The organism is Roseateles sp. Mitsp63, from assembly GCF_059491535.1.
Map to the genome: position 1 here is coordinate 4,610,316 of NZ_CP168509.1, position 23,945 is coordinate 4,634,260.

Sequence of the window (23,945 nt, forward strand, 5' to 3'; positions counted from 1 at the left end):
GTCAGGGAGTGGGTCAGGGAGCGGGTGGGGCTCGGCGGGTGCCGCGCAGGCTGGCGATGACCCAGGCGCCGTCGGGCGCGGCGGCCAGGCCGGCGGCAGGCAGGGGCCCGGCGGGCGGGGGACGGCGCGTGAAAGTGCGGCCGTCGTCGGCGCTGACGAAGAGCTCGCCGTTCTGCGCCAGCAGCGTGAGCTCCCCGCGTTCGGTGCGCTCGATGCCGGCCTGCAGGCTGACCGGCGTGCCGAGCTCGACCTTGTCCCAGCTCGCGCCGGCATCGCCGGAGCGGTAGACGCTGCCGCGCAGGCCGTAGGCCAGCAGCGCGCCGCCGCGCGAGGCCAGCAGGCCGAAGAAGCTGCCCTTGTACGGCGAGGCCAGCGCCGAGAACGTGGCGCCGTCATCGCTGGAGCGCAGCAGCAGGCCCTGCTCGCCGGCGATGACCCAGTGCCCGCCGACGGCGCGCACGCCGTACAGGTGCAGGCCGCGCGGATTGACCGCGCGCAGCGGCAGCGGGTCCCAGGTCCTGCCGCCGTCGCGCGTGGCCATGGCCAGGCCGTAGGCGCCCACGGCGATGGCCCGCTGCGCATCGAGGGCCTCCAGGTCGAACCAGGGCTTGTCGGCGCCCTCCTCCACCAGGCGGCGCGCGGCGCGGCGGCTGGCGTCGTCGGCCGCGGCCGCCAGCATCGCCTGGGCCACGCGCAGCCCGTCCAGTTGCAGCGTCCAGGTCTTGCCGCCGTCCTCCGTCTTCAGGATGACGCCGAGGTGGCCGGCGGCCCAGCCATGGCGGGCGTCGACGAAACGCAGCGCCGTCAGCCCGGCGCGCACCGGCACCCGGGCCTGCTGCCAGGTCTTGCCGCCGTCGTCGGACCACAGCACGGTGCCGCGCTCGCCGGCGGCCACCAGGCGATCGCCGGCGCGCGCCACGGCCAGCGTGGCCGCGCCCAGCGCCTTGGGGCTGGGCAGCGCGGGCTCGGCCAGCGCGGCCGGCAGGACCGGCGCGGAGGCTGCCGGCGTGGCCGGTGCGATGGACGCGGGCGCGGCGGCCTGCGCCGACACGGCGCAGGCCAGCGCCCAGGCGGCCAGCCCGCGCATCACCGCGCTCCTTCGTTGGCCAGCTCCTCGGGGCTGAAGAAGCTGCGCGGCAGCGGCGCGACGACCTTGTACTGGCTGGGCAGCTCGTTGCTGGCCATGTTCAGGTAGTAGGCGCCGGTCTGCAGGTCGTAGCCGCCCCAGTACATGTTGCCGACCAGGGCCGGGATGTCCGGCGCCAGCAGCGTCAGCGTGTAGTTGGTGCGCCAGAGGTCACCCTTGGCGTCCCAACCGTCGAACAGGATGATCTGCCAGCTGTCCTCGTCGATGTAGTACTTGCGCTTGGGCACCACGTGGCGCTTGCCCTCGGCGAGCGTCGCCTCGACCTCCCAGACGCGGTGCAGTTCCCAGCGCACCAGGCCCGGATTGAGCGTCCCCGGCGTCACCAGGTCCGCCACCTTGGCCGAGGCCGCGCGGTTGTTGTTGTAGGGAATGTAGAGCTCGCGCTTGCCGACCAGCTTCAGCGTGTGCTTGTCGATGGGCCCGAAGAGGTTGAAGGCCTCATCGAACAGGCCGATGCCCGAGGTCACCGAGTCCGGCGTGTCGTAGGCCACCGACGGCGCCTTGCGCACGCGGCGCTGGCCCACCAGGTACTGCCACAGGCCGCGCGGGTTGGCCGCATTCAGGTTGTCGTGCGCGAGGATGGCCTCGCCGGTCTTGGAGCCGGGCTCGCTGACGGCGAACTTGCCGAGCTGGTAGTAGCCGTCGAATTTCTCGAGGCTGCCCTCGGGGTCATAGAACTGCTTGCGAAAGCTCTGCGTGCCGCCCGAGGCCATCGCGCGCTTGCCGTCGGCCGTCACGACCCACACGCGCACCGGCGCCTGGATGTAGGTGCCGGTCCAGGCCAGGCGATGGTTCTGGAACACCTCGTAGCCGTCCTTGGGGATGGGGAACGGCGTGCCGCCATAGGCGCCCTCGGTGCCGTGGCCGTTGTCGACCAGCCTGGCCCGCGTCGCGTTCCTGAAGGTGTTGTCGTAGACCCATTGCGGCGCCGCGGCGGTGCGATGGGTCGGGTAGACCTCGATGCGGAAATCGGGGTACTTCTTCATCAGCGCCTTCACGCCGTCGCTGAGCCTGGCCTCGTACGGGGCCATGTTCTTCGCGCTGATCGCATACAGCGGCTTCTCGCCGGGGAAGGGATCGGGCCGGGCGTCTCCGGCCTTGAAGCCGGCGGGTGCCTTGGTCATGCCGCCGTCCCAGGCCGGGATGCTGCCGTCCTTGTTGGCGCCGCGCTCGGCCCCCAGCGGGGTCAGCGTGGTCTTGAGCCGGGCGGCCTCCTCCGCTGTGACGGCGGCGAACGCGGGACCGGCCAGCAGCATGGCGGCGATGGCAGTGGCGGTGGCGGCAGCGGTGGCGAGCAGTCCCGCCTGGACATGGATGCGGTTCATGGCAGGTCTTTCCTGGAGCATCAGAAGGTGCGCGAGACGGCGAGGCTGACGTAGGCGCGATCGCGCAGCGTCTGGCCGAAGCTGAGCTGGCGCGGCGAGCCGCTGCCGGCGACGAGGGTCTCGGTGAAGGTCTTGGCGGTGCCGAAGAAATCGCTGTAGGTCAGCGCCACGTTCCAGGCGTTCTGGTACTTGCCCTTCAGCCCGACGCTGTAGTCGCCCGCGCTGGAGGCGCCGCCGGCGAAGTTGGCGACGGCCGAGGAACGGCCGCCGAAATTCCAGCCCAGCCCCAGGGGCACGGACAGGTCCAGGCCCGGCAGCACCTGGAAGTACTGCGGCTCGAACAGCACGCGCAGCGCGAAGGCGCCCTTGGTGGTGTTCGGGTCCAGGCCGCCGATGCCCTGGCTGGCGCCGGTGCTGGAGGCGAAGATGTCCTTGCTCACGCTGAGCCGGCGGTTGTAGGCCAGCTCGGCCAGCACCGCGCCGCCCTGCCACAGCGCGCCGGGCTGCAGCACGTAGATGCCGGAGGCCTGCAGGTGGGCCGTGCGGCCCACCGCGAAACAGGGCGCGTCGCTGCCGCCGCAGCTCAGCACCGGGCCCAGGCCCAGCACGGCGGGATCGCTGTTGAGCGGCGCGTTCCAGCGCAGCGAGCCCTCGACGGCCCAGTTCAACTGGCCGATCGACGAGGTGACGCTCGCGCCGATGGTGCGGATGTCGTCGCCATAGGCCAGGTGCACGTCGCCGTTGACGAAGTCGAACACCGGCACCGCCGGCGTCTTGTCGTGGTACTGCGCGGCGTAGAGGCCGAACTCGTAGTCGCTGCCCGTCGGGCTGATGCGCAGCTGCAGGCCGCCCTGCCCCGAATCGCGCGGACGCAGGTCGCGGCGCTTGTCGTAGGTCAGCGCGATGGGGCTGCCGTCGGGCGCCTGGCCGAAGTTGACGCTGCCCGTGCCGACGTAGTCCTGGTTGGAGAAGTAGCTGCCGACGCCCGGGATCTTGCTCGGCCGCCACTTGAGCTGGTAGTAGGCGCCGAGCGAGAGGCCATCGGCGATCTGCAGCGAGCCCGAGACCTGCTCGACCGGCAGCAGCACCTCCTTGAACTGCCAGCCAGGCACCGACATGATCCTGGCCACGTCCACCGGTCCCTGCGCGTTGGCGATGCCGTTCTGGCCGAAGAACAGGCTCTCGCCCCACTGCAGCGTGTGGCGTCCGACGCGCACCGTGCCCTTCATGCCGGCGATCTCGCCCTTGACGTAGACGAAGGCGTCGAGGAACTCGCCGCCGCGTCCATGCTGGCGGCGCGTGTCGGGCAGGAACTCGTTGCCGGCCTGGCCGGGGAAGCCGTTGGACGTCGACACGGCGCTGCCCAGGTCGTTGCCGCCGGCCTGGACCTCGGTGCCGGCGTAGCGGTTGCGGCGCAGGTAGACCGCGTCGTGCCAGGCGTTGCCACTGAGCCGCGCGCCGAAGTTCTGACTCGTGAGGTCCAGCTCGGCCAGCAGGTCGAAGCGATTGGAGATCTGTCCGCGCTTGAAGTTGTGGTCGCCGTCGTCCTCGTTGACGGTGCCGGGGTCGACGGCCACGTCCAGCCGCGTCAGCGCGGCGGACGGCTGCTTGAGCCGCACGGCGGTGCTGTACTTGGGCGTCAGGTCCAGGCGCAGCTTGTAGTCGCTGCTGGGCAGGTCGATGTCGAAGGCGTGGGCGGCCGGCAGGGCAAAGCCTGCCGCCGCTGCCGCCACCGACAGCCCGAGGCGGGTGGGTCTTGTCATGGTGTCTCCTCGAGGGGATGCGGGCTCACCGGCCCGCTTGGACGAATCAGAGGTAGGTCGAGGCCAGCCCGCCGTCCACCGGCAGGTTGACGCCGCTGATCCAGCGCGACTCATCGGCGCACAGGAAGGCGATCACGGGCGCGACCTCGTCCGCCAGCGCGGGGCGCTTGATGCGGTGGGCGTCCTGCTGCACGCGCTCCTCGCCGAGCATCCGCACGAAGTCCCCGAGGATGGGCGTCATCACCGGACCGGGCGCGACGCAGTTCATCCGCACGCCCTGCGCGAGGAACCACTTCTGCGACTGCGTGACGGTCCACACGATCAGCGCTTCCTTGAAGTACTGGTAGCAGCTGTCCTGCGGCACCGGCTTCTTCGCGAGGAAGGCCAGGCCCGCCTCGAAGCTGGGCGTCTCCGCCAGCGCCTTGTGCAGCGCCAGCCGCGCGGGCCATTCGGCACCGAGGATGGAGGCGATGTTGACGATGGCGCCGCCTTGATTCCCATGAGGCAGGCGCTCGACGGCGCGCGTGCACAGGTGGCGCAGCCCGAGGTAGTTGACCCGCGCGACCAGGTCCGCCGGCGCGGTGCCGGGCACGCCGGCGATGTTGCACAGCGCGTCGAAGCGCTCGGGCAGCTGCTTGAAGGCGGCGTCGATGGCGGCCTGCTCCGACAGGTCGGCCTTGACGAAGCCGTCCAGCGTCAGCGCGGGCTCGTTGCGGTCCACGCCGATGACGCGGGCGCCCTTGAGGCGCAGGAAGCGCGCGGTCTCGGCGCCGATGCCGGAGCTCGCGCCGGTGATGACGATGGTCTTGCCGTGAAAGTTCATGCTTGTCTCCTTGGTCTTGTGATGTCCGCGGCCGCCGTCTCAGAACGGGAACTGCGGCGGCGTATCCCGGACGGTCAGCCACTGCCAGGTGCTGAACTGCTCCCAGTCGCCGGGTCCGCCATGCGAGTTGCCGTTGCCGGCGATGCCGGGCCCGCCGAAGGGATTGACCGCGTCGTCGTTGACGGTCTGGTCGTTGATGTGGACCATGCCGGCGCGCAGTTGCCGGCCCAGCGCCAGCGCGCGGCCCACCGAGCGCGAGATCACGCCCGCCGCCAGGGCGCCCGGGTTGTCGTTGGCCAGGGCCACGGCTTCCTCGTCCGTCTTGAACGTGACCAGGTTGACGACGGGGCCGAAGGTCTCGTGGTCGAAGGCCGGCATGCCGGGCCGCACGCCCGCCAGCACGGTGGGCCGGTAGAAGAGGCGCTCGAAGGTGCCGCCGGCCAGCAGCTGGGCGCCGGCCCGCACGCTGGCTTGCACCGCCGCGTGCACGCGGTCGCGCTGGCGCTCGTCGATCAGCGGTCCCAGCGCGACCTGCCCGGTGGCGCCGTCGCCCACCGGCAGTTGATTGGCCTTGGCCACCAGGCGCTCGGTGATGGCCGGGGCGACGGCCTCGTGCACCAGCACGCGGTTGCTGGCCATGCAGATCTGGCCCTGATGCAGCCAGGCGCCCCAGGCGATGTTGCTGGCGGCCAGGTCGAGGTCGGCGTCGTCGAGCACGACGAGGGCATTGCTGCCGCCGAGCTCCAGCGACACCTTCTTCAGGTGGCGGCCCGCCAGCTCGCCGATGCGGCGCCCCACGCCGGCCGAGCCGGTGAAGGAGATCATCGCGACGGCCGGGTCCTGGACCAGCGCCTCGCCCACGGCCGCGCCGCCGGGCAGCACGTGCAGCAGTCCCGCGGGCAGGCCCGCGGCCTCGAAGACGCGGGCGATCAGGAGGCCGCCGCTGACCGGCGTGCGCGGATCGGGCTTGATGACGACGGCATTGCCCGCGGCCAGCGCCGGGGCCACGACGCGCAGCGTCAGCACCAGCGGGAAGTTGAAGGGCGAGATCACGCCCACCACGCCGAGCGGCACGCGCCGCGCCAGGGACAGTCGCCCCGGCGCGCTGGGCAACACCTGGCCCTGGGACTGCAGCGGCATCGCGGCCGCGAGCTGGCAGAACGCGATGGCCTCGCGCACCTCGTGCTGGCCCTTGGGCAGGATGGCGCCGCTCTCGCGGGTGACGAAGAGCGCCAGCTCGTCGAAGTGGTCCTGCAGCAGCTGCGCCGCGCGCAGGAACACGGCGGCGCGCTCGCGCGGCGGCGTGGCCGTCCAGCCCGCCTGGGCCAGCGCGGCGGCCCGCGCGGCGGGCGCCACGTCGGCGGCCACGGCGATGCCGGTGCGCGTCAGCACCGCGCCGGTGGCGGGCTCGATCAGGTCGGCGGCCTCGGCGGCGGCGCGCCAGCCGCCGCTGTACACGTGCTCACGCCACAAGGCGGGATCGAGGAAGGGTCGAGAGGTCATGTCAGGCCACGCTGAAGAGGTTGAAAGGCACGAACCCGGTGTTCGCTCGCCCTCTTGCAGTGCAACGCCCGTGCCGCGCCGCGCCAGGGCGGCGCGCCGCCGCGGTGCATCGATGCGCCTTCCTGGATCGATTTCAGAGTGGAACCATCTCCCACCCTGGGACTTTCCCTCACCCCAATGCGGGTGCCGCCGTCACGGGTTATCCCGGGTCATCGATATTTATGAAATGAAAACAATTTGGGGACCGGATCCGTCGCCGATCTGCTCAATTGATCAAGCCATGACCAAGCCGCCTCGCATCTCCCTGGCCGAAGTGGCCCGCCAGACCGGCGCGATGCTGCGCCGCGGCGACAGCCGGCACTTCGTCGAGGCGCAGCAGCCGACGATGGACGACCTGACCGAGTCGCTGTTCTTCTCGCCCGGCGACGGCCGCATCTGGCTCAACGACCAGCGCATGCTGCTGCTGCACAGCTCCGCCGTCGGCCACCTGCGGCGCGAGCTAATCGACACCCTGGGCCTGGAGCGCGCGCGCGGCCTGCTCACGCGCGCCGGCTACGTGTCCGGCGCGCGCGACGCGCAGCTGGTGCGCGAGCGCTGGCCACAGGCCGACGCGGCCAACGTCTTCATGGCGGGCACGCGGCTGCATGCGCTCGAGGGCGTGGTCAAGGTGACGCCGCTGGCCTTCGACTTCGACATCGACCGCGGCACCTACGAGGGCGAGTTCCTGTGGGAGCACTCCAGCGAGGACGACGAGCACATCAGCGCCTATGGCCTGGGCACCGAGGCGGCCTGCTGGTCGCAGGTGGGCTACGCCACCGGCTACGTGACCAGCCTGTTCGGCCAGCTCGTCATCTTCCGCGAGGTGGAGTGCCGCGCCATGGGCGCGGCCGCGTGCCGCGTGATCGGCCGCCACGCCGCGGCCTGGGGCGACATCAGCGAAGACCTGCGCTACCTGGAGGCCAAGGACTTCCGCCGCATCGGCGCCGCGGCGGAGCCCGCCCAGCCGCCGCCAGCCGCGCCGTCCGAGGCCGGCGGCGAGCCGCCCGCCGAACGTCACGGGGAACGTCACGCTGAACGTCACGCCGAACGCCACGCTGAACGTCACGACATCGTGGGCGCCTCCTCGGCCTTCAACTCGGCCTGCCATCAGCTCGCGCGCGTGGCCGGCACGCGCGCCACCGTGCTCTTCACCGGCGAGTCGGGCGTGGGCAAGGAGGCCTTCGCGCGCCGGCTGCACCGCGTCAGTCCGCGCGCGGCCGGCGCGTTCATGGCCGTGAACTGCGCCGCCATCCCGGAGACGCTGATCGAGAGCGAGCTCTTCGGCGTCGAACGCGGCGCCTTCACCGGGGCCAGCCAGTCGCGCCCCGGGCGCTTCGAGCGGGCGCACGGCGGCACGCTGTTCCTGGACGAGATCGGCACGCTGAGCCTGGTGAGCCAGGGCAAGCTGCTGCGCGCGCTGCAGGAGGGCGAGATCGAGCGCGTGGGCGGCACGCGCGTCCTGGAGGTCGATGTGCGCGTGGTCGCCGCCACCAACGTGGACCTGCAGGCCGAGGTGCGCGCCGGGCGCTTCCGCGAGGACCTCTACTACCGCCTCAACGTCTATCCCATCCACCTGCCGCCGCTGCGCGAGCGGCGCGACGACATCCCGCTGCTGATGGCGCACTTCCTGCGGCGCGAGGCGCAGCGGCATGGCCGCCATCCGACCGGCTTCACCCCGCGCGCGGTGCGGGCCATGCTGCACTACGCCTTCCCGGGCAACATCCGCGAGCTGCAGAACCTGGTCGAGCGCGGCGTCATCTCGGCCGAGGACGGCCAGGCCATCGACGTGGCCCACATGTTCCGGCGCGAGCAGCTCAGCGACGAGGCGCTGCTGGCCATCGGCGCCCACGGCACGCTGCGCAAGGGCGCCGCGCCCGCGCCGCGCCTGCTGGACCTGCTGGGCGAGGCGCTGCATCCCGGCAGCGACGGCCACGTGGCGCTGGACGCCATCGAGCGCCAGCTGCTGCGCGAGGCCACCGAGGCGGAGCACGGCAACCTCGCCGCCGCCGCCCGCCGCCTGGGCCTGACGCGCGCGCAGCTGGCCTACCGGCTGCAGCGCGCGGCTCAGCCGCCGGCGCCCGCGGGCTGAGACGCGGTGCTCCGCCTCGTCATCAATTCACTTCGCTAATCAATCCATCGCTTCGCGGCTGGAGGCGGCATCGCCGCTGGCCGCGTCGTCTCGCATTACTTCTTCGATCCTGTGCCTATCAATCCGTCGATGGCGGCCAGAATATCCGTGCAAACCCTGAATGTCTCCTCGCACCTTTAGTTAATACTGTTAATCATCAGCACGCAAGAAGCTGGCCCCGCCAGACATTCCCATGCCCGACTTCTCCGCCCGATTCGACGATCACTGGCTCATCGATGGCGCGCGCACGCCGCTGGTCGACTACTGCGGCGCGCTGGCCGAGGTCTCGCCCATCGACCTGGGCATCAAGGCGGCCCGCGCCGCGCTGGCGCGCGCCGGGGTGCCGGGCTCGGCCATCGACTCGGTCGTCACCGCCTCGATGGCGCAGGCCTCCTTCGACGCCTACATGCTGCCGCGCCACGTCGGCCTGTATGCCGGCGTGCCCATCGCGGTGCCGGCCATCCTGGTACAGCGCATCTGCGGCAGCGGCTTCGAGATCATCCGGCAGGCCGCCGACCAGATCACGCTGGGCTACGCCAGCCTGGCGCTGGTGGTGGGCGCGGAGTCGATGTCGCGCAACCCGATCTGCGCCTACACCCACCGCGGCGGTTTCCGGCTCGGCGCGCCGGTCGAGTTCAAGGACTTCCTGTGGGAGGCGCTCGACGACCCGGCCGCCAAGGTCTCGATGATCCAGACGGCCGAGAACCTCGCCCGCCAGTACGGCATCACGCGCGCCGAGGTCGACGCCTATGCCGCGGCCTCCTTCGAACGCGCGCTGCGGGCGCAGGCCGACGGCTTCCATGCCGGCGAGATCGTGCCGGTGACGAGCGAGCGCTTCGAGCTCGACGGCTATGAAGCGCGCGGCATCCAGCTGCCGCGCAAGGTCGCCATCGCCGACCGCGACACCCATCCGCGCCCCTCCTCGCCCGAGGCGCTGGCCGCGCTGCGGCCGGTCTACGACGGCGGCGTGCAGACGGCGGGCAACTCCTCGGCGCTGGTCGACGGTGCGGCGGCCGTGGTGGTGGCCTCCGGCGCCCAGGCGCGCGATCGCGGGCTGCGGCCGCTGGCCCGCCTGCGCGGCGCGGCGGCGGCCGGCGTGCCGCCCGAGATCATGGGCATCGGCCCCGTGCCGGCCATCCGCGCGCTGCTGTCGCGCTGCGGCCTGAGGCTGGCCGACATCGACCTCGTCGAGATCAACGAGGCCCAGGGCGCCCAGACCCTGGCCTGCGCGAAGGAGCTCGGCCTGGACCTGGACCGGCTCAACGTCAATGGCGGCGCCATCGCGCTGGGGCATCCGCTCGCCGCCACCGGCGTGCGCCTCACGCTGACCGCCGCGCGCGAGCTGCGCCGCCGCGGCGGCCGCCACGCCGTGGTCTCCGCCTGCGTCGGCGGCGGCCAGGGCATGGCGCTGCTCATCGAGAACCCTGACGCCTGAGGCCCGCATGAAGATCATCACCGCCGACCAGGTCGGCCCCCTCGTCCAGGACGGCGCGACCGTCTTCCTCGGCGGCCTGGCCATGATGGGCCTGGCCGAGGAAGCGCTGCAGGGCCTGGAGCGCCACTTCCTGGCCACCGGCCATCCGCGCCAGCTCACCACCTGGGCCTGCGGCGCCATCGGCAACGCCGGCAGCGGCGGCATGACCCACCTGGCCCACCCGGGCATGGTCAGGCGCGTCGTCGCCGGCCACTTCGGGCAGACCGGCAAGGCGATGATGGCCATGGTCCAGGCCGGCGAGGTCGAGGCCTACAACTTCCCGCAAGGCTCGCTGTCCAGCCTCACGCGGCACATCGCCAGCCGCTCGCCCGGGCTGCTGACCAAGGTGGGCCTGGGCACCTTCGTGGACCCGCGGCAGGAGGGCGGCCGGCTCAACGCGGCCTCGCGCGAGGACCTGGTGCGCCTGGTCGAGTTCGAGGGCGAGGAGTGGCTCTTCCATCCGGCGCCGCGCATCGATGTCGCCTTCATCCGCGCCACCTATGCCGATGAGCGGGGCAACCTCAGCATGGACAAGGAAGGCGTGCTGCTGGAGCAGCTCGCCATCGCGCAGGCCGCGCGCGCCTGCGGCGGCATCGTCGTGGCGCAGGTCGAGGCCGTGGTGGCCGCCGGCAGCCTGCATCCCAAGAGCGTCAAGGTGCCCGGCCTGGTGGTGGACTACGTGCTCGTCGCCAGGCCGGAGAACCACCTGCAGACCATCACCACGGCCTTCAATCCCGCCTTCAGCGGCGACGTGCGCGTGCCGCTGGACAGCGTGCCGGCGCTGCCGCTGGACGAGCGCAAGGTCATCGCCCGCCGCGCCGCGATGGAGCTGCGGCCCGGCGCGGTCACCAACCTGGGCATCGGCATCCCGGCCGGCGTGCCCTCGGTGGCCGCCGAGGAAGGCGTGGCGGGCCTGCTCACGCTGAGCGTCGAATGCGGCGTGAACGGCGGCGTGCCGGCCCAGGGCGGCGACTTCGGCCTGGCCTACAACCCCGAGTCCATCATCGAGCAGTCCTCGCAGTTCGACTTCTACGACGGCGGCGGCCTGGACTGCAGCTTCCTGGGCCTGGCCCAGACCGACCGCCACGGCAACGTCAACGTCAGCAAGTTCAACGGACGCCCGGTGGGCTGCGGCGGCTTCATCAACATCACGGCCGCGACGCCGCGCCTGGTGTTCTGCGGCAGCTTCACCGCCGGCGGCGCGGAGCTCGCCGTCACCGGCGGCGAGCTGCGCATCCGCCAGGAAGGCCGCGCGCGCAAGTTCGTCGAGCAGGTCGAGCAGATCACCTTCAACGGCCGCGATGCCGCGCGGCGCGGCCAGGAGGTGCTCTTCGTCACCGAGCGCGCCGTCTTCGCGCTGCGCGAGGAGGGCCTGGAGCTGACCGAGATCGCGCCCGGCATCGACCTCGAGCGCGACGTGCTAGCCCACATGGAATTCCGTCCGCTGATGCGCGGCGTGAAGACCATGGATGCCGGACTCTTCCGCGAGCACTGGGGCGGCCTGGCCGCCGTCCTCGCCCCGCCGACCCCGCCTGACCTCCGCATGACCTCCGCATGACCTCCGCATGAACGCCGCCACCGACTTCCTCCCCGCCAGCGGCCTGCTGGCCCAGCTCGAGCTGCTGCTCATCGAGCATGCCGGCGCCATCACCCGGGTGCGCCTGAACCGCCCGGCCAAGCGCAACGCCATCAACGAGGCGCTGATGCGCCAGCTGCACACCGCCCTGCTCAACCTGCCGGCGTCGACGCGGGCGCTGGTCATCAGCGGCGAGGGCGAGCACTTCTGCGCCGGCCTGGACCTGTCCGACCTGAGCGAGCGCAGCGTGGCCGAAGGCGTGCTGCACTCGCGCGGCTGGCATGTGGTCATGGACGCGCTGCAGTTCTGCAGCGTGCCGGTGGTGGTCGCGCTGCATGGCGCCGTCGTCGGCGGCGGGCTGGAGCTGGCCGCCGCCGCCCACATCCGCGTCGCCGACGAGACCGCCTACTTCGGCCTGCCCGAGGGCCAGCGCGGCATCTTCGTCGGCGGCGGCGGCTCGGCCCGCATCCCGCGCCTGGCCGGCGTGGCCTGCATGACCGACATGATGCTCACCGGCCGCGTCCTGGATGCCCACGAGGGCGAGCGGCGCGGCCTGGCGCAGTACGTGGTGCCGGCCGGACAGGCCGCCGCCAAGGCCATCGAGCTGGCCGGCCGCATCGCGCAGAATGCGCCGCTGTCCAACTTCGCCGTGACGCAGGCGCTGCCGCGCATCGCCGACCTGCCGCAGGCCGATGGCCTCTTCATGGAATCGCTGATGGCCGCCATCGCGCAGGGTGACGAGGTGGCCAAGCAACGGCTGCAGGACTTCCTGCAGAAACGCAGCCCCAAGATCGTCAAGTCATGAAGCCGCGCTATCGCCCCGTCGCCATCGGCGGCTGCCTGGAACACGCCCTCGTCGAGCACCGCGCCGACGGCGGCCTGGTGCTGCGCTCGCCCGAGGCGCTGGCGGCCTATCCCCGGCACATGGGCGAGCGCCTCGCGCACTGGGCACGGACCGCGCCGGACCGTCTCTTCGCCGCGAAGCGCGGCCCGGACGGCGCGTGGCGCCGCCTCGGCTACGCGGACATGCTCGCGCGGGCGCGCTCGCTGGGACAGGCGCTGCTGGACCGCGGCCTGGGCGTCGAACGGCCGCTGGTCATCCTGTCCGACAACGACCTCGAGCACCTGAGCCTGATGCTCGGCGCGATGTGGGCCGGCATCCCGAGCGTCAGCATCTCGCCGGCCTACTCGCTGGTGTCGACCGATTTCGGCCGGCTGCGCCACATCGTGGCCAAGGCCACGCCGGGCGCCCTCTACGCGTCGGATGCCGGCTACGGGCCGGCCATCGAGGCCGCGCTGGCGGTCGCGGGCGAGGACACGCGCCTGCTGCTCGGCCAAGGCCGGCTGGCGGGCCGGGCCGCGGAGCGCTTCGACGAGCTGCTGGACACCGCGCCGGGGCCGGGACTGGACGCCGCCCACGCGCGCGTCGGTCCCGACACCATCGTCAAGCTGATGTTCACCTCGGGCTCGACCAAGGCGCCCAAGGGCGTGATCGTGACCCAGCGCATGTGGAGCGCCAACCAGCAGATGACGCTGCAGACGCTGCCCTTCCTGGCGGAGGAGCCGCCGGTGGCGCTGGACTGGCTGCCGTGGAATCACACCTTCGGCGGCAATCACAACCTGGGCATCGTGCTCTACAACGGCGGCAGCCTGTACGTCGACGACGGCAAGCCGGCGCCGGGCCGCTTCGAGGAGACGCTGCGCAACCTGCGCGAGGTCGCGCCGACGATCTTCTTCAACGTGCCCAAGGGCTATGACGAGCTGGTCTCGGCGCTGCGGACCGACGCCGCGCTGCGCGAGCGATTCTTCAGCCGGCTGCGCCTGGCCGAATGCGGCGGCGCCGGGCTGTCGGCCAAGACGCTGGACGCCTTCAACCAGCTCGCCGAGTCCGCCATCGGCGAGCGCATCCGCCTCGCCGCGGGCCTGGGCATGACCGAGACGGCCCCGACCTGCACCTTCGCCATCCCGGAGGACGCGCGCCCCGGCTTCATCGGCTGCCCGATCCCCGGCGTGGACGTGAAGCTGGTGCCCGCGGGCGACAAGCGCGAGGTGCGCTTCCGCGGCCCCAACGTGATGCCCGGCTACTGGCGCGAGCCCGAGCTGACGCGCGAGGCCTTCGACGACGAGGGCTACTACCGCACCGGCGACGCGGCGCGCTTCGCCGACCCGGCCGATCCGGCGCGGGGACTGATGTTCGACGGCCGCCTCGCCGAGGACTTCAAGCTGTCCACCGGCACCTTCGTCAGCGTGGGCCCGCTGCGCGCGCGCGTGATCGCGCTGGGCTTCCCCTGCGTGCACGACGCCGTCGTCACCGGCCTGGACCGCGACGAGATCGGCCTGCTGATCGTGCCGCGCCTGGGCGAGGCGCGCCGGCTGGCCGGGCTGCCCGACACCGCGCCGGCCGCCGAGGTGCTGGCGCATGCGCTGGTGCGCGGCTTCTTCCAGGAGCTGGCCGACCAGCTCTGGGCCGGCGGCACGGGCAGCGCCAATCGCCCGGCGCGGCTGCTGCTGCTCGCCGAGCCGCCGTCCATCGACGGCGGCGAGATCACCGACAAGGGCTCGATCAACCAGCGCGCGGTGCTGAGCCGCCGCGCGGCCCTGGTCAAGCTGCTGCACGAGGCGGCCGACGGCCACCCCGACGTCATCACCCCCAACCGCTGAGCTCCCATGAACATCTCTGGACAAGCCGCCCTCGTCACCGGCGCCGGCTCCGGCCTTGGCGAAGCCGTCGCCCGCGCGCTGGCCGCGCAGGGCGCCCGCGTCGCGCTGCTCGACATCAACGAAGCCGGCGCCCGGCGCGTGGCCGACGGCATCGGCGCCGAACGCGCGCTGCCGCTGCGCTGCGACATCACCGACAGCGCCTCCGTCACCGCCGCGCTGGACGCGGCCGCGGCCGCCCACGGCCCGGCCCGCATCCTGATGAACGTCGCCGGCATCGGCACCGCCAAGCGCCTGGTGCAGCGCGACGGCTCGCCGGCGCCGCTGGAGGACTTCGAGCGCGTGGTGCGCATCAACCTGATCGGCACCTACAACATGACGCGCCTGGCGGCGAGCCGCATCGCGGCGCTGACGCCGCTGGACGACGGCGAGCGCGGCGTCATCGTCAACACCGCCTCGGTCGCCGCCTTCGACGGACAGGTCGGCCAGGAGGCCTACTCGGCGTCCAAGGGCGGCATCGTCGGCATGACGCTGCCGCTGGCGCGCGACCTCGCGCAGTTCGGCGTGCGCGTGTGCACCATCGCGCCCGGCCTGTTCGCGACGCCGCTGATGAAGGAGCTGCCCGAGGAGGTGCAGCAGAACCTGGCCGCGTCCATCCCCTTCCCCAAGCGGCTGGGCCTGCCCGAGGAATTCGCCGCGCTGGCCGCGCACATCGTCGCCAACGGCCACCTCAATGGCGAGGTCATCCGCCTCGATGGCGCGCTGCGCATGGCGCCGCGCTGACGCCGCAAGGACCTCCGCCATGTTCCTCACCAACACCTGGTACGTCGCGGCGCGCAGCGACGAGGTCGGCGCGGACCAGCCGCTGGGCCGCAGGATCTGCAACCACGCGATGGCCTTCTTCCGCGACAGCGCCGGCGCCGTCCACGCGGTGGAGGACTTCTGCCCGCACCGCGGCGCGCCGCTGTCGCTGGGCCGCGTGGCCGGCGACACGCTGGTCTGCGGCTATCACGGCCTGGCCATGGGCGGCGATGGCCGGACCGTGTCCATGCCCTGCCAGCGCGTGCGCGGCTTTCCGGCCATCCGCGGCTTTCCGGTCCATGAGGCGCACGGCTTCATCTGGGTCTGGCCGGGCGACGCCGCGCGGGCCGATCCGGCCGCGCTGCCGGCCTTCGAATGGCTGGGCAATCCGGCCTTCGGCTATGGCGGCGGCCTGTACCGCATCGCCTGCGACTACCGGCTGATGATCGACAACCTGATGGACCTGACGCACGAGACCTACGTGCATGCGGGCAGCATCGGCCAGAAGGAGATCGACGAGATCCCCTGCACCACGCGCGTGGATGGCGACCATGTCATCACCGAGCGCCACATGCAGGGCATCGAGGCGCCGCCGTTCTGGCAGATGGCGCTGCGCATGAACGGCCTGCCGCACGACCAGCCGGTGGACCGCTGGCAGATCTGCCACTTCACGCCGCCCAGCCACATCATGATCGAGGTCGGCGTGGCGCTGGCGGGCCACGGCGGCCACGAGGCGCCCGACGAGGTCAAGGCGGCGAGCTGGGTGGTGGACTTCATCACCCCGGAGAGCGACACGTCCATCCACTACTTCTGGGGCATGGCGCGCCGGTTCAAGCCGCGGGACGCGGCACTCACCGAGCAGATCCGCGAAGGCCAGGGCCGGATCTTCGCGGAGGACCAGGAGATGCTGGAGCGCCAGCAGCAGAACCTGCTGGCCTGGCCGGGGCGCCAACTGCTGATGCTGAACATCGACGGCGGCGGCGTGCAGTCGCGCAAGGTCATCGAGCGCCTGATGGCGGCGCAGGCATGAGCGACCTGATCCGCGTCCGCGTCCTGGCGAAGACCGCCGCCGCGCGGGACGTCTGCGCGCTCACGCTGGTGGCGGAGGACGGCGGCGCCCTGCCCGCCTTCACGGCCGGCGCGCACGTGGACGTCCATCTGCCGGGCGGCCTGGTGCGCCAGTACTCCATCAGCAACGACCCCGCCGAGACCCGCGAGTACGTGCTCGGCGTGCAGCTGGCGGCGGACTCGCGCGGAGGCTCGCTCGCGGTGCATGAGCAGCTGGCGCCGGGCCAGACGCTGAAGATCAGCGCGCCGCGCAATCACTTCGCGCTGGTGCCGGCGGTGCGCCACAGCCTGCTGATCGCCGGCGGCATCGGCATCACGCCGCTGCTGGCGATGGCGCGCCAGCTCGCGCGCGAGGAGGCGGCCTTCGCGCTGCACTACGCGGCGCGCGACGCCGGGCGCGCCGCGTTCCGCGCGGACATCGAGGCCAGCGCCTGGGCCGGGGCGGCCCGCTTCCATGTCGGCGAGGATCGGCTGGACGTGCGCGCGCTGCTGGCGGCGCAGACGGCCGGCACGCATGTCTACGTCTGCGGTCCCCGGCGCCTGATCGATGCCGTCACCGACGCCGCCGAGCAACTGGGCTGGACCGGCGAGCGGGTGCATCACGAGTTCTTCGCCGGCGCCCAGGCGGCGCCGCCGGACCAGGACCGCCCATTCGAGATCGAGTTGCGCTCGGGCCGCGTCATTCCCGTGGCGGCGGGACAGAGCGCCGCGCAGGCGCTCATCGCCGCGGGCGTGCCGCTGCTGACCTCCTGCGAGCAGGGCGTCTGCGGCACCTGCCTGACGCGCGTGGTGGCGGGAGAGCCGGAGCACCGGGATCTCTACCTCACCCCCGAGGAGCAGGCGGCCAACGACCAGTTCCTGCCGTGCTGCTCGCGGGCGCGCGGTCCCCGGCTGGTGGTGGATCTGGGCTGAAGCGGGCGTTCCCGGCAACCCGTCATTCCACCGAGACGTTGCGCTCCTTGATGAGGGTCGCCATGCGCTGCAGCTCCGCATCGACGAACTTCTCGGACTCCTTCGCTCCGCCATGAAACACCTCGCCGCCGAGCTCGGCGATGCGCGCCTTCACCTCGGGTGAGGCCAGGGCCTGCTGCACGGCCTTGGCCAGGCGGTCCATCACGGGCGCGGGCGTGCCGGCGGGGGCAAAGAGACCGTTCCATTCGTACATCTCGAAGCCGGGGAGCCCCGCCTCCGCGCCGGTCGGCACATCGGGGAGCGCCGAGGACCGCTTGCGTCCGCTCACCACCAGCGGGCGGAGCTTGCCCTGCTTCACGTACTGCAGCGTGGACGCCACGTTGCCGAAGAACACGGGCACCTGACCGCCGATGACGTCCGTCAGGGCCGGGCCGCCTCCCTTGTAGGGGACATGCATCATCTCGACCTTGGCGGACTGCTCGAACAGCACCCCGGCGATGTGCTGCGCCGATCCGTTGCCCGACGAGGCGAAGGCCACCTGGTCCTTCTTCACCTTGGCGGCGGCAACGAGCTCCGCCACCGTCCTGGCCGGGAACTGCGAGTTCACGAGGACCACGTTGGGAAACAGCGCCGTCACGGCGATCGGCTTGAACGCCTTGCCGTGCTGGTAGGGCGAGTTGGGGAACAGCGTCGGGGTCACCGCATACGACGAGGCATCGAACAGCAGGGTGTAGCCATCGGCGGGGGCTCGCGAGACCGCGCCCGCGGCGATCTGGCCGCTACCGCCCGGCCGGTTCTCGATGATGACGGTCTGACCGAGCACTTCGCCCACCTTGGGCGCGATCAGGCGCGCCACCAGATCCGCGCCGCCTCCGGGCGGATAGCTGACCATGAAGGTCACCGGCTTGGTCGGCCAGGTCTGGGCCCAGGCGCCCGCGGAAATGGCCGAGGCGGCCAGCGCGAGGGCCGCCAGCGTGGCTTGGCGTCGTTGGATCATCGTGTGTCTCCTGAAAGGATTCAGCGCACCTCGGCGCTGTAGTGGAAAGCGGTGGCGTCGCCCCAGGTGGTGCGGAGCTCGATGCATTGGCCGGCCAGATCGAAGGCCTGACGCTCGACACGGATGGCGGGCGCGCCTTCCGGCAAGGCCAGCAGCGCCGCGGTGGCCGCGTCCAGGCATCCGAAGCTGAGCTCGTCATTGGCGCGGGCGACGGTGACCCCGCAGACCCGCGCGAGCATCGGATAGAGCAGAGCTTCCCACTGCGCCGTCGCGATGTCGCGCAGCGCGGCGAAGCGCGGCAGCGGGAGAAGGATCTCTTCCGCGAGCACCGGCTTGTGCTCGATCAGACGAACGCGCCGGATCTTCAATCCCTGACTGCCCCGCTCCTGTCCAAGCGCCTCGGCCTGCGCCGCGCTGAGCTTCACGGCCTGGCACCGGTGAATGCGGGAAGCCGGGATCTCGCGGGCGGGGCCGCGGAAACGGAAGAACCGCATCAGCGAGGCCCCGGTCAAGCCCTGGGTCACGAAGGTGCCCTTGCCGTGGATCCGCTGCACGAGGCCTTCGGCCGCCAGCATGGCGATGGCCTGTCGGACCGTGCCCAGGGCAACGCCGAACTGCTGCGCGAGGTCGGTCTCGGCCGGGATTGGCGTCCCCGCCCCCCATTCGCCGCCCACGATGCGTTGACGAAGCTCGCCGGCCAGCTGCGCGTAGCGGCTGACGCCGGATGCGGAGACTTTCGAAGGAATCAAGCCATTTCCTTTAGTCCTCTATAGGACTAGAATTCGTCCGCATGATGCCGACGCCCTCCCCTGACGTCAACCCCATGGCCCGCGCCGGCGTGGTGGACGCACATTTCCACGCCTTCCCACGGGTCTCGTCCGGCGTCGAAGGGGCCCGGTACGTGCCCGGCTATGCCGCCCCGCTGCAGGATTGGCGAGCGGCCGTGAGGCCACACGGCGTGACACGGGGCGTGCTCGTCCAGCCGAGCTTTCTTGGCGTGGACAACACCCACCTCCTGGATCTGCTTGGCGCATTCCCTGAGGAGCTGCGCGCGGTGGCGGTCGTGGCGCCGGACGTCGATTCCGAGACGCTGCGCCGCATGGACGCCCAGGGCGTGCGGGGCATCCGGCTGAACCTGGCCGGCCAGAGCCCGCTTCTTGGCCGCGGGCAGCTGCGGCTGCTCGAGCGCCTCGTGGCGCTCGACTGGCATGTGCAGATCCACACCGAGCCGGGCCGCATGACCGAGGTGCTCGAGCAGATCCCGCCAGAACTGATCGTCGTCGTCGATCACTTTGGCAAGCCCGCGGCGATCGACGAGTTGGGCAGGCTGTCCGCGAGCCAGGCGGACCGGCTCCATGTGAAGCTCAGCGCGCCCTATCGGCTCGCAGCCGGCGCCTCCGCCCTGCAGCTTGCCAACCGATGGCGCGATCTCGTCGGGACGAAACGGCTGGTGTGGGGAAGCGACTGGCCCTGCACGGCCCACGAGCAGGAAAGGCCCAGGTCGGCCTCGCCGGCATGGATCGCCGAATGGCTGCCTTCAGCCGAAGAGCGCGAGGACGTGTTCCGGCGCAACGCCGAGCGGCTCTACCGCTTCTGACCCGCGGCCCCGCGCTGCAAGCCTCCGCGCCGCCGGGACGGTCTGGGTGGCGGCTCAGCGATCCTTGTGGATCGCCGCATCGATCGCCTGCAGCAGGTCGCCGTGCCCGAAGGGCTTGGCGACGCGGCGGAACCACGGGATGGCGGCATCGCTGGCCGCCGCGGTTTCCGCGCCGGCGCTGACGGCGACGACCGGGATGCCGGCCGTGCGCGGGTCTTGCGCGAGCAGCTCGAAGGCCTGACGGCCGGTGAGCTCGGGCATGCAGTTGTCCATGAGGATGACCGCGGGCCGATGGGCGATGGCCAGGGCCACGCCTTCGCGGCCGTTGCTGGCGGTGATGAGGCGCAGGTCTTCGCGCGGCGACAGCTGCGCGCGCACGAGCTCCTGGCTGGGGAGATCGTCCTCCACCAGCAGCACGGTGTGGTGGCCGGGCAGGTCGGCGGCGGGCTGCGGCAGCCGGGCCACGGGCGCGGCGGTCACTGCGGCGTCCTCGCCGCCCTCCTTGACGACGAGGTCGATCCAGAAGTTGCTGCCCTCGCCGGGCGTGCTGTCCACGCCGATGCGGCCACCCATCAGCTCCACGAGATGCTTGCTGACCACCAGCCCCAGGCCGGTGCCCTCGATGGCGCCCGGGCCTTCCTGGCTGCGGCCCAGGCGGTTGAAGGGCTCGAAGAGATGGGCGACCTGCTCGGGCGTGAGCCCGCGGCCGCTGTCGCCCACCTCGATGCGCACGTGCTGGCGGCCGGCGGGCCGCAAGGTCAGCGTCAGCTCGCCCTCGGCGCGGTTGTACTTCACCGCGTTGGACAGCAGGTTGAGCAGCACCTGCTTCAGCCGCGTGCGGTCGGCCACGACGGCCAGCCCTTCGGGCGGCGTGGCGAAACGGGTCTTCAGGCCGCGCGCCTGGGCCTGCGGCTCGATCATCGCGGCGCACTCGGCCAGCACGGCGTGCAGCGGCAGGGGCTGCAGGTCGAGCTCGACCTTGCCGGCCTCGATGCGGGCCAGGTTCATCAGCTCGCTGATCAGCGTGAGCAGGTGTTCGCCGGCCTGCAGGATGTGGGCGTTGAACTGGGCCTGGCGCTCGGCCGGAAAGCCGTGGCCGGGCTCGGCCAGCAGGCGCGAGAAGCCGATGACGGCGTTCAGCGGCGTGCGCAGCTCGTGGCTCATGCGAGTGAGGAACTCGCTCTTGGACTGGCTGGCGCGCTCGGCCGCGCGGGTGGCCGCCACCAGCTCGCGGTTGCTGGTCTCGAGCTGCCCGGTGCGCAGCGCGACGCGGCGCTCCAGCTCCTCGTTGAGATCGCGCATCGCGGCCTCGGCGGCCTTCTGCGCGGTGACGTCCTGCAGCGTGCTGAACCACAGCGAGCCGCCCACGACCGGTGAGCGCGTGATGGGCTCCATGACCTGGGCCACGTGCACCACCTCGCCGCCGGGCTGCACCAGCCGGTACTCGGCCTCGACCTTGGCGCCGGTGTGCGAGGCCTGGGCCATCGCGTGGCTGAACTTGCCGCGGTCCTCCTCATGCACCAGGCGGGCCAGCCAGTCGGCGTTGCTGCGCGGCATGGCCTCGGGGGCGCAGCCGGCGAGCACGGGCAGCGTCTCGGACCAGCTCTCGAAGCCCCCATCGGGCCGCGTCACCACATGGGCCAGCCGGGCCATGCCCTGCGCGCGGCTCAAGCCGGCCTCGCGCTCGCGCAGCGCGGCCTCCGCCAGCACGCGCTGGGTCACGTCCAGCGGAGCCACGAAGCGGGCGGCGCGGCCGTTGTAGGTCAGCTCGTGCGAGGTGATCTCGACATAGATCAGCCGCCCGTCGCGCAGCCGGTGCCGCCACACGCCGCTGTTGAAGACCTTGGCCGGCGTCAGCCGCACGGACTGCTCCATCGCGCCCACGTCCTCGGGCGGGCGGATGTCGCGGATGGTCATGGCCAGGAACTCGTCGCGCGAGTAGCCGTATTTCTGGCAGGCGACCTCGTTGACGTCCAGAAAGGCCAGCGTCTGCAGGTCGTAGATCCACATCGGCACCGGGTTGGCCTCGAACAGGCGCTGGTACCAGCGAGGGTCCGACGTGCCAGGCCCCGGAAGCTGCGTCATGAGCGGCATCCCTCCAGCGCAACGCCTGCCTCCTGGCCCGCGCGCCGCGCAAGCATCCATGCGTGCGCCGCGGCGTCCGTCGAGCCCCGGCGCTGCGCCGCGCGACGCTTGGCGCGAGGTCCGGTCGGCGATGTTCCTGGAATGTGCTGACGGCGCCGGATCAGGATCAGGTAGGCCCGCAATCCGTCCAGGCAGGGGGCGACGTCGACACGCTGGCACCACGCGACGAAGTCGTCGACATCGATCGGAACCGGGACGACCGGCATGCCTTGGTCGATCAGCATCCTGTCCCCCGCCTCCACCGCGGCTTTCCACGCGTCGTAGGTGGCCGGAAAGCGTGCATCGAGCCGGCACGCCTGCGCCAGACGCCTGAAGTCAGAAGACGAGAGGTCGGCTCCCGCAAGGTCTCGTTCCATGGCTGGGCATCTTAGTTAGCCCTGGCTTGCATGAGAAGGCGGCGTCAGCGCCGCGTTCAGCGCGGATTAGGGTTTCCACTTATTTTTGAGACCTTGAAGCCCGCGCCCGCAGTTCCTAAATCCGGCTCGTCAAGCCATCACTCGATTCGGATGAGGACTGGATCATGGCCAAGCAGCAACCCGAGACTTCTCGCGCGCCGATGCGGCGCCCATCGCGCCCGGCGCGCCTTCCGCTGACCCTGCCGCAGCTTCAGGCCTACCTGATCGCGCGCGAAGCGCTGCGGCGCCTCAAGGGGCCGTCCCGGCCACTGCTCGCGCGGGAGCCCTCCCCGCCTCCGGCGTCTCCGGCGTCCCCCGAACATCCCCCGCGGCGCTGACCGGCGCCGCATCCGATCGTCCGGGGAAGGCGCGGCCGCGCCCTTCCCGGGGATGGTCATCGCCCCGATGGGGCATCGGCGTCGGCGCCGACCCGCCGACGTTTTCCATCGACCCAGGAAAGGAGGTCTTTCATGTTCGATTCCGCATTCCATCGGCCTCGTGGCCTGCTTGATCAACTGACGCAGCTGCAGCAGGCGCTGTCGCGCTCGCTGGCGCCGGACGGCTTCGCCGACGGCATCCGGTCGTCGGCGGCGGGCAGCTTCCCGCCGATCAACGTCGGCCGCACCGAACGGTCCATCGAGGTCTACGCCTTCGCGCCCGGCCTGGATCCCGAGGCCATCGACGTGACGGTCGAACGCGGCGTGCTGCGCCTGTCGGGCGAGCGCAAGCCCACGCGCCGCGCCCAGGACGAGGCGGTGCAGGTGTACGCCGCCGAGCGCTGGCACGGCCGTTTCAGCCGCGCGGTCAGCCTGCCGGACGACGCCGACACCAGCAGCGTGGCGGCGAACTATCGCGACGGCGTGCTGCGCGTGAGCGTCGGCCTGCGCGAAGCGGCCCAGCCGCAGCGCATCAACGTGCAATGAACGGATCCCCCATCACTGGAAGGAGTTGTCATGTCTGATCGCACCCAACTGACCCGCACCGACGAGGCTGCCTCCGCGGAAGGACGCGCCGTCTCGGACACCGCCTCGCGCGCCGACCGGTCCGGCCAGGATGCCCGTGCCGTCGCGGAGCCGGCGGTCGAGATCCTGGAGGACGCCTCGGGGATCACGCTGCTGGCCGACATGCCGGGCGTGCCGCGCGAGCGCGTGGAGGTGCGGCTCGATGGCGAGACGCTGTGGATCGAAGGCGAGGCCGACGTGCTGGCGCCGCAAGGCATGCGCGGGCTGTGGGCCGAGGTGAAGGTCCCGCGCTTCCGCCGCGCGTTCACGCTGAGCCGCGAACTCGATGCGGCCCGCATCGAGGCCGGCGTCAAGGACGGCGTGCTGACGCTGCGGATCCCGAAGCAGGCGCATGCGCAGCCGCGGCGAATCGCCGTGTCGACTGGCTGAGGCGCCCCCCCCGGCGCGCCAACGGCGGCGTCAGACGCGCTCGATGACGGCGGCGATGCCCTGGCCAACACCGATGCACATGGGTGCACAGCGCGTCTCGCCCGCCGATGCGATGAAGCTGAGGCATCGCCGTCATCACCAGGCGGGCACCGCTGACGGCCGCTGTTCTGGTTCTGCGCAGGTGCATGTGGGCAGTCCTCTCG

Annotated in this window: 20 protein-coding genes and 1 pseudogene; 11 read left to right on the forward strand and 10 right to left on the reverse strand. The window is 71.8% G+C overall.

The annotated features are described in order from the left end of the window. Positions 1–13 precede the first annotated feature (13 nt). The 5 genes from ACEN96_RS20035 to ACEN96_RS20055 are packed head-to-tail and all read right to left on the reverse strand — an operon-like array spanning position 14 to position 6,561. Positions 14–1,087 carry a WD40/YVTN/BNR-like repeat-containing protein gene (locus ACEN96_RS20035; RefSeq protein WP_495584825.1) on the reverse strand — a complete coding sequence of 358 codons (1,074 nt, stop codon included), beginning with the start codon at positions 1,085–1,087 and terminating at the stop codon, positions 14–16. After that, complete coding sequence (locus ACEN96_RS20040) at positions 1,087–2,472, reverse strand: DUF1329 domain-containing protein (RefSeq protein ID WP_495584826.1); 1,386 nt, start codon at positions 2,470–2,472, stop codon at positions 1,087–1,089. Before ACEN96_RS20040 ends, ACEN96_RS20035 begins: the two co-directional genes overlap by 1 nt. A 20-nt stretch (positions 2,473–2,492) precedes the next feature. Beyond that, complete coding sequence (locus ACEN96_RS20045) at positions 2,493–4,235, reverse strand: DUF1302 domain-containing protein (protein ID WP_495584827.1); 1,743 nt, start codon at positions 4,233–4,235, stop codon at positions 2,493–2,495. A 46-nt stretch (positions 4,236–4,281) separates the two neighbouring features. Next, positions 4,282–5,058 (reverse strand): coniferyl-alcohol dehydrogenase, encoded by a 777-nt coding sequence (locus ACEN96_RS20050; RefSeq protein ID WP_495584828.1) that lies wholly within the window; start codon positions 5,056–5,058, stop codon positions 4,282–4,284. A 39-nt stretch (positions 5,059–5,097) separates the two neighbouring features. Continuing rightward, positions 5,098–6,561, reverse strand: coding sequence for a benzaldehyde dehydrogenase (locus tag ACEN96_RS20055; protein ID WP_495584829.1), 1,464 nt, complete (start codon positions 6,559–6,561; stop codon positions 5,098–5,100). 280 nt (positions 6,562–6,841) lie between these two features. Here ACEN96_RS20055 and ACEN96_RS20060 point away from each other — a divergent pair, with 280 nt between their 5' ends. The 8 genes from ACEN96_RS20060 (at position 6,842) to ACEN96_RS20095 (ending at position 17,217) form a co-directional block, all read left to right on the forward strand. Next, positions 6,842–8,689 carry a sigma 54-interacting transcriptional regulator gene (locus ACEN96_RS20060; protein ID WP_495584830.1) on the forward strand — a complete coding sequence of 616 codons (1,848 nt, stop codon included), beginning with the start codon at positions 6,842–6,844 and terminating at the stop codon, positions 8,687–8,689. A 232-nt stretch (positions 8,690–8,921) separates the two neighbouring features. Then, a complete protein-coding gene (locus tag ACEN96_RS20065; protein WP_495584831.1) occupies positions 8,922–10,163 on the forward strand; it encodes a thiolase family protein in 1,242 nt (413 codons plus the stop codon). 7 nt (positions 10,164–10,170) lie between these two features. After that, positions 10,171–11,760 carry an acyl CoA:acetate/3-ketoacid CoA transferase gene (locus ACEN96_RS20070; RefSeq protein WP_495584832.1) on the forward strand — a complete coding sequence of 530 codons (1,590 nt, stop codon included), beginning with the start codon at positions 10,171–10,173 and terminating at the stop codon, positions 11,758–11,760. A 7-nt stretch (positions 11,761–11,767) separates the two neighbouring features. Further along, complete coding sequence (locus tag ACEN96_RS20075; RefSeq protein WP_495584833.1) at positions 11,768–12,583, forward strand: crotonase/enoyl-CoA hydratase family protein; 816 nt, start codon at positions 11,768–11,770, stop codon at positions 12,581–12,583. Beyond that, on the forward strand, positions 12,580–14,439 hold the full coding sequence (locus ACEN96_RS20080) for a feruloyl-CoA synthase (protein WP_495584834.1): 1,860 nt from the start codon (positions 12,580–12,582) through the stop codon (positions 14,437–14,439). The genes ACEN96_RS20075 and ACEN96_RS20080 overlap by 4 nt, the downstream gene beginning before the upstream one ends. A gap of 6 nt (positions 14,440–14,445) precedes the next feature. Then, on the forward strand, positions 14,446–15,219 hold the full coding sequence (locus ACEN96_RS20085) for an SDR family NAD(P)-dependent oxidoreductase (RefSeq protein ID WP_495584835.1): 774 nt from the start codon (positions 14,446–14,448) through the stop codon (positions 15,217–15,219). Between the two features lie 19 nt (positions 15,220–15,238). Continuing rightward, on the forward strand, positions 15,239–16,267 hold the full coding sequence (locus ACEN96_RS20090; protein ID WP_495584836.1) for an aromatic ring-hydroxylating dioxygenase subunit alpha: 1,029 nt from the start codon (positions 15,239–15,241) through the stop codon (positions 16,265–16,267). Further along, entirely contained in the window at positions 16,264–17,217 is a 954-nt protein-coding gene (locus ACEN96_RS20095; protein WP_495584837.1) for a PDR/VanB family oxidoreductase, read from the forward strand. The genes ACEN96_RS20090 and ACEN96_RS20095 overlap by 4 nt, the downstream gene beginning before the upstream one ends. Positions 17,218–17,239: 22 nt before the next feature. Here the strand turns inward: ACEN96_RS20095 and ACEN96_RS20100 are convergent, their stop codons facing one another. Then, positions 17,240–18,214: a tripartite tricarboxylate transporter substrate binding protein gene (locus ACEN96_RS20100; protein WP_495584838.1), complete on the reverse strand. Its 975-nt coding sequence runs from the start codon at positions 18,212–18,214 to the stop codon at positions 17,240–17,242. Between the two features lie 20 nt (positions 18,215–18,234). Further along, positions 18,235–18,963, reverse strand: a complete 729-nt coding sequence (locus tag ACEN96_RS20105; protein WP_495584839.1) for a GntR family transcriptional regulator — start codon at positions 18,961–18,963, stop codon at positions 18,235–18,237. 41 nt (positions 18,964–19,004) lie between these two features. Between ACEN96_RS20105 and ACEN96_RS20110 the strand changes: the two genes are divergently transcribed. Then, positions 19,005–19,811: an amidohydrolase family protein gene (locus ACEN96_RS20110; RefSeq protein ID WP_495584840.1), complete on the forward strand. Its 807-nt coding sequence runs from the start codon at positions 19,005–19,007 to the stop codon at positions 19,809–19,811. Between the two features lie 54 nt (positions 19,812–19,865). On the opposite strand, the gene ACEN96_RS20115 is transcribed toward ACEN96_RS20110, so the two are convergent. Then, the gene (locus ACEN96_RS20115; protein ID WP_495584841.1) at positions 19,866–21,896 is read right to left on the reverse strand and encodes a hybrid sensor histidine kinase/response regulator; all 2,031 of its coding nucleotides are present in this window, start codon (positions 21,894–21,896) and stop codon (positions 19,866–19,868) included. After that, positions 21,893–22,312, reverse strand: a complete 420-nt coding sequence (locus ACEN96_RS20120; RefSeq protein ID WP_495584842.1) for a hypothetical protein — start codon at positions 22,310–22,312, stop codon at positions 21,893–21,895. Before ACEN96_RS20120 ends, ACEN96_RS20115 begins: the two co-directional genes overlap by 4 nt. Before the next feature lie 509 nt (positions 22,313–22,821). Here ACEN96_RS20120 and ACEN96_RS20125 point away from each other — a divergent pair. Both ACEN96_RS20125 and ACEN96_RS20130 read left to right on the forward strand, forming a co-directional pair. Next, positions 22,822–23,274, forward strand: coding sequence for an Hsp20/alpha crystallin family protein (locus ACEN96_RS20125; protein WP_495584843.1), 453 nt, complete (start codon positions 22,822–22,824; stop codon positions 23,272–23,274). A 30-nt stretch (positions 23,275–23,304) separates the two neighbouring features. After that, positions 23,305–23,742, forward strand: a complete 438-nt coding sequence (locus tag ACEN96_RS20130; RefSeq protein WP_495584844.1) for an Hsp20/alpha crystallin family protein — start codon at positions 23,305–23,307, stop codon at positions 23,740–23,742. A 30-nt stretch (positions 23,743–23,772) separates the two neighbouring features. Here ACEN96_RS20130 and ACEN96_RS20135 read toward each other — a convergent pair. After that, positions 23,773–23,899 (reverse strand): annotated as a pseudogene (locus ACEN96_RS20135) (3-oxoadipyl-CoA thiolase); the annotation flags it as partial. Between the last annotated feature and the right edge of the window lie 46 nt (positions 23,900–23,945).

Coding starts and splice junctions, on each gene's coding strand:
- ACEN96_RS20035 (WP_495584825.1), bottom strand. CDS start 1,087: ATGCGCGGGCTGGCCGCCTGGGCGCTGGCCTGCGCCGTGTCGGCGCAG.
- ACEN96_RS20085 (WP_495584835.1), top strand. CDS start 14,446: ATGAACATCTCTGGACAAGCCGCCCTCGTCACCGGCGCCGGCTCCGGC.
- ACEN96_RS20040 (WP_495584826.1), bottom strand. CDS start 2,472: ATGAACCGCATCCATGTCCAGGCGGGACTGCTCGCCACCGCTGCCGCC.
- ACEN96_RS20095 (WP_495584837.1), top strand. CDS start 16,264: ATGAGCGACCTGATCCGCGTCCGCGTCCTGGCGAAGACCGCCGCCGCG.
- ACEN96_RS20115 (WP_495584841.1), bottom strand. CDS start 21,896: ATGACGCAGCTTCCGGGGCCTGGCACGTCGGACCCTCGCTGGTACCAG.
- ACEN96_RS20055 (WP_495584829.1), bottom strand. CDS start 6,561: ATGACCTCTCGACCCTTCCTCGATCCCGCCTTGTGGCGTGAGCACGTG.
- ACEN96_RS20060 (WP_495584830.1), top strand. CDS start 6,842: ATGACCAAGCCGCCTCGCATCTCCCTGGCCGAAGTGGCCCGCCAGACC.
- ACEN96_RS20125 (WP_495584843.1), top strand. CDS start 22,822: ATGTTCGATTCCGCATTCCATCGGCCTCGTGGCCTGCTTGATCAACTG.
- ACEN96_RS20130 (WP_495584844.1), top strand. CDS start 23,305: ATGTCTGATCGCACCCAACTGACCCGCACCGACGAGGCTGCCTCCGCG.
- ACEN96_RS20100 (WP_495584838.1), bottom strand. CDS start 18,214: ATGATCCAACGACGCCAAGCCACGCTGGCGGCCCTCGCGCTGGCCGCC.
- ACEN96_RS20050 (WP_495584828.1), bottom strand. CDS start 5,058: ATGAACTTTCACGGCAAGACCATCGTCATCACCGGCGCGAGCTCCGGC.
- ACEN96_RS20045 (WP_495584827.1), bottom strand. CDS start 4,235: ATGACAAGACCCACCCGCCTCGGGCTGTCGGTGGCGGCAGCGGCGGCA.
- ACEN96_RS20110 (WP_495584840.1), top strand. CDS start 19,005: ATGATGCCGACGCCCTCCCCTGACGTCAACCCCATGGCCCGCGCCGGC.
- ACEN96_RS20075 (WP_495584833.1), top strand. CDS start 11,768: ATGAACGCCGCCACCGACTTCCTCCCCGCCAGCGGCCTGCTGGCCCAG.
- ACEN96_RS20080 (WP_495584834.1), top strand. CDS start 12,580: ATGAAGCCGCGCTATCGCCCCGTCGCCATCGGCGGCTGCCTGGAACAC.
- ACEN96_RS20070 (WP_495584832.1), top strand. CDS start 10,171: ATGAAGATCATCACCGCCGACCAGGTCGGCCCCCTCGTCCAGGACGGC.
- ACEN96_RS20065 (WP_495584831.1), top strand. CDS start 8,922: ATGCCCGACTTCTCCGCCCGATTCGACGATCACTGGCTCATCGATGGC.
- ACEN96_RS20120 (WP_495584842.1), bottom strand. CDS start 22,312: ATGGAACGAGACCTTGCGGGAGCCGACCTCTCGTCTTCTGACTTCAGG.
- ACEN96_RS20090 (WP_495584836.1), top strand. CDS start 15,239: ATGTTCCTCACCAACACCTGGTACGTCGCGGCGCGCAGCGACGAGGTC.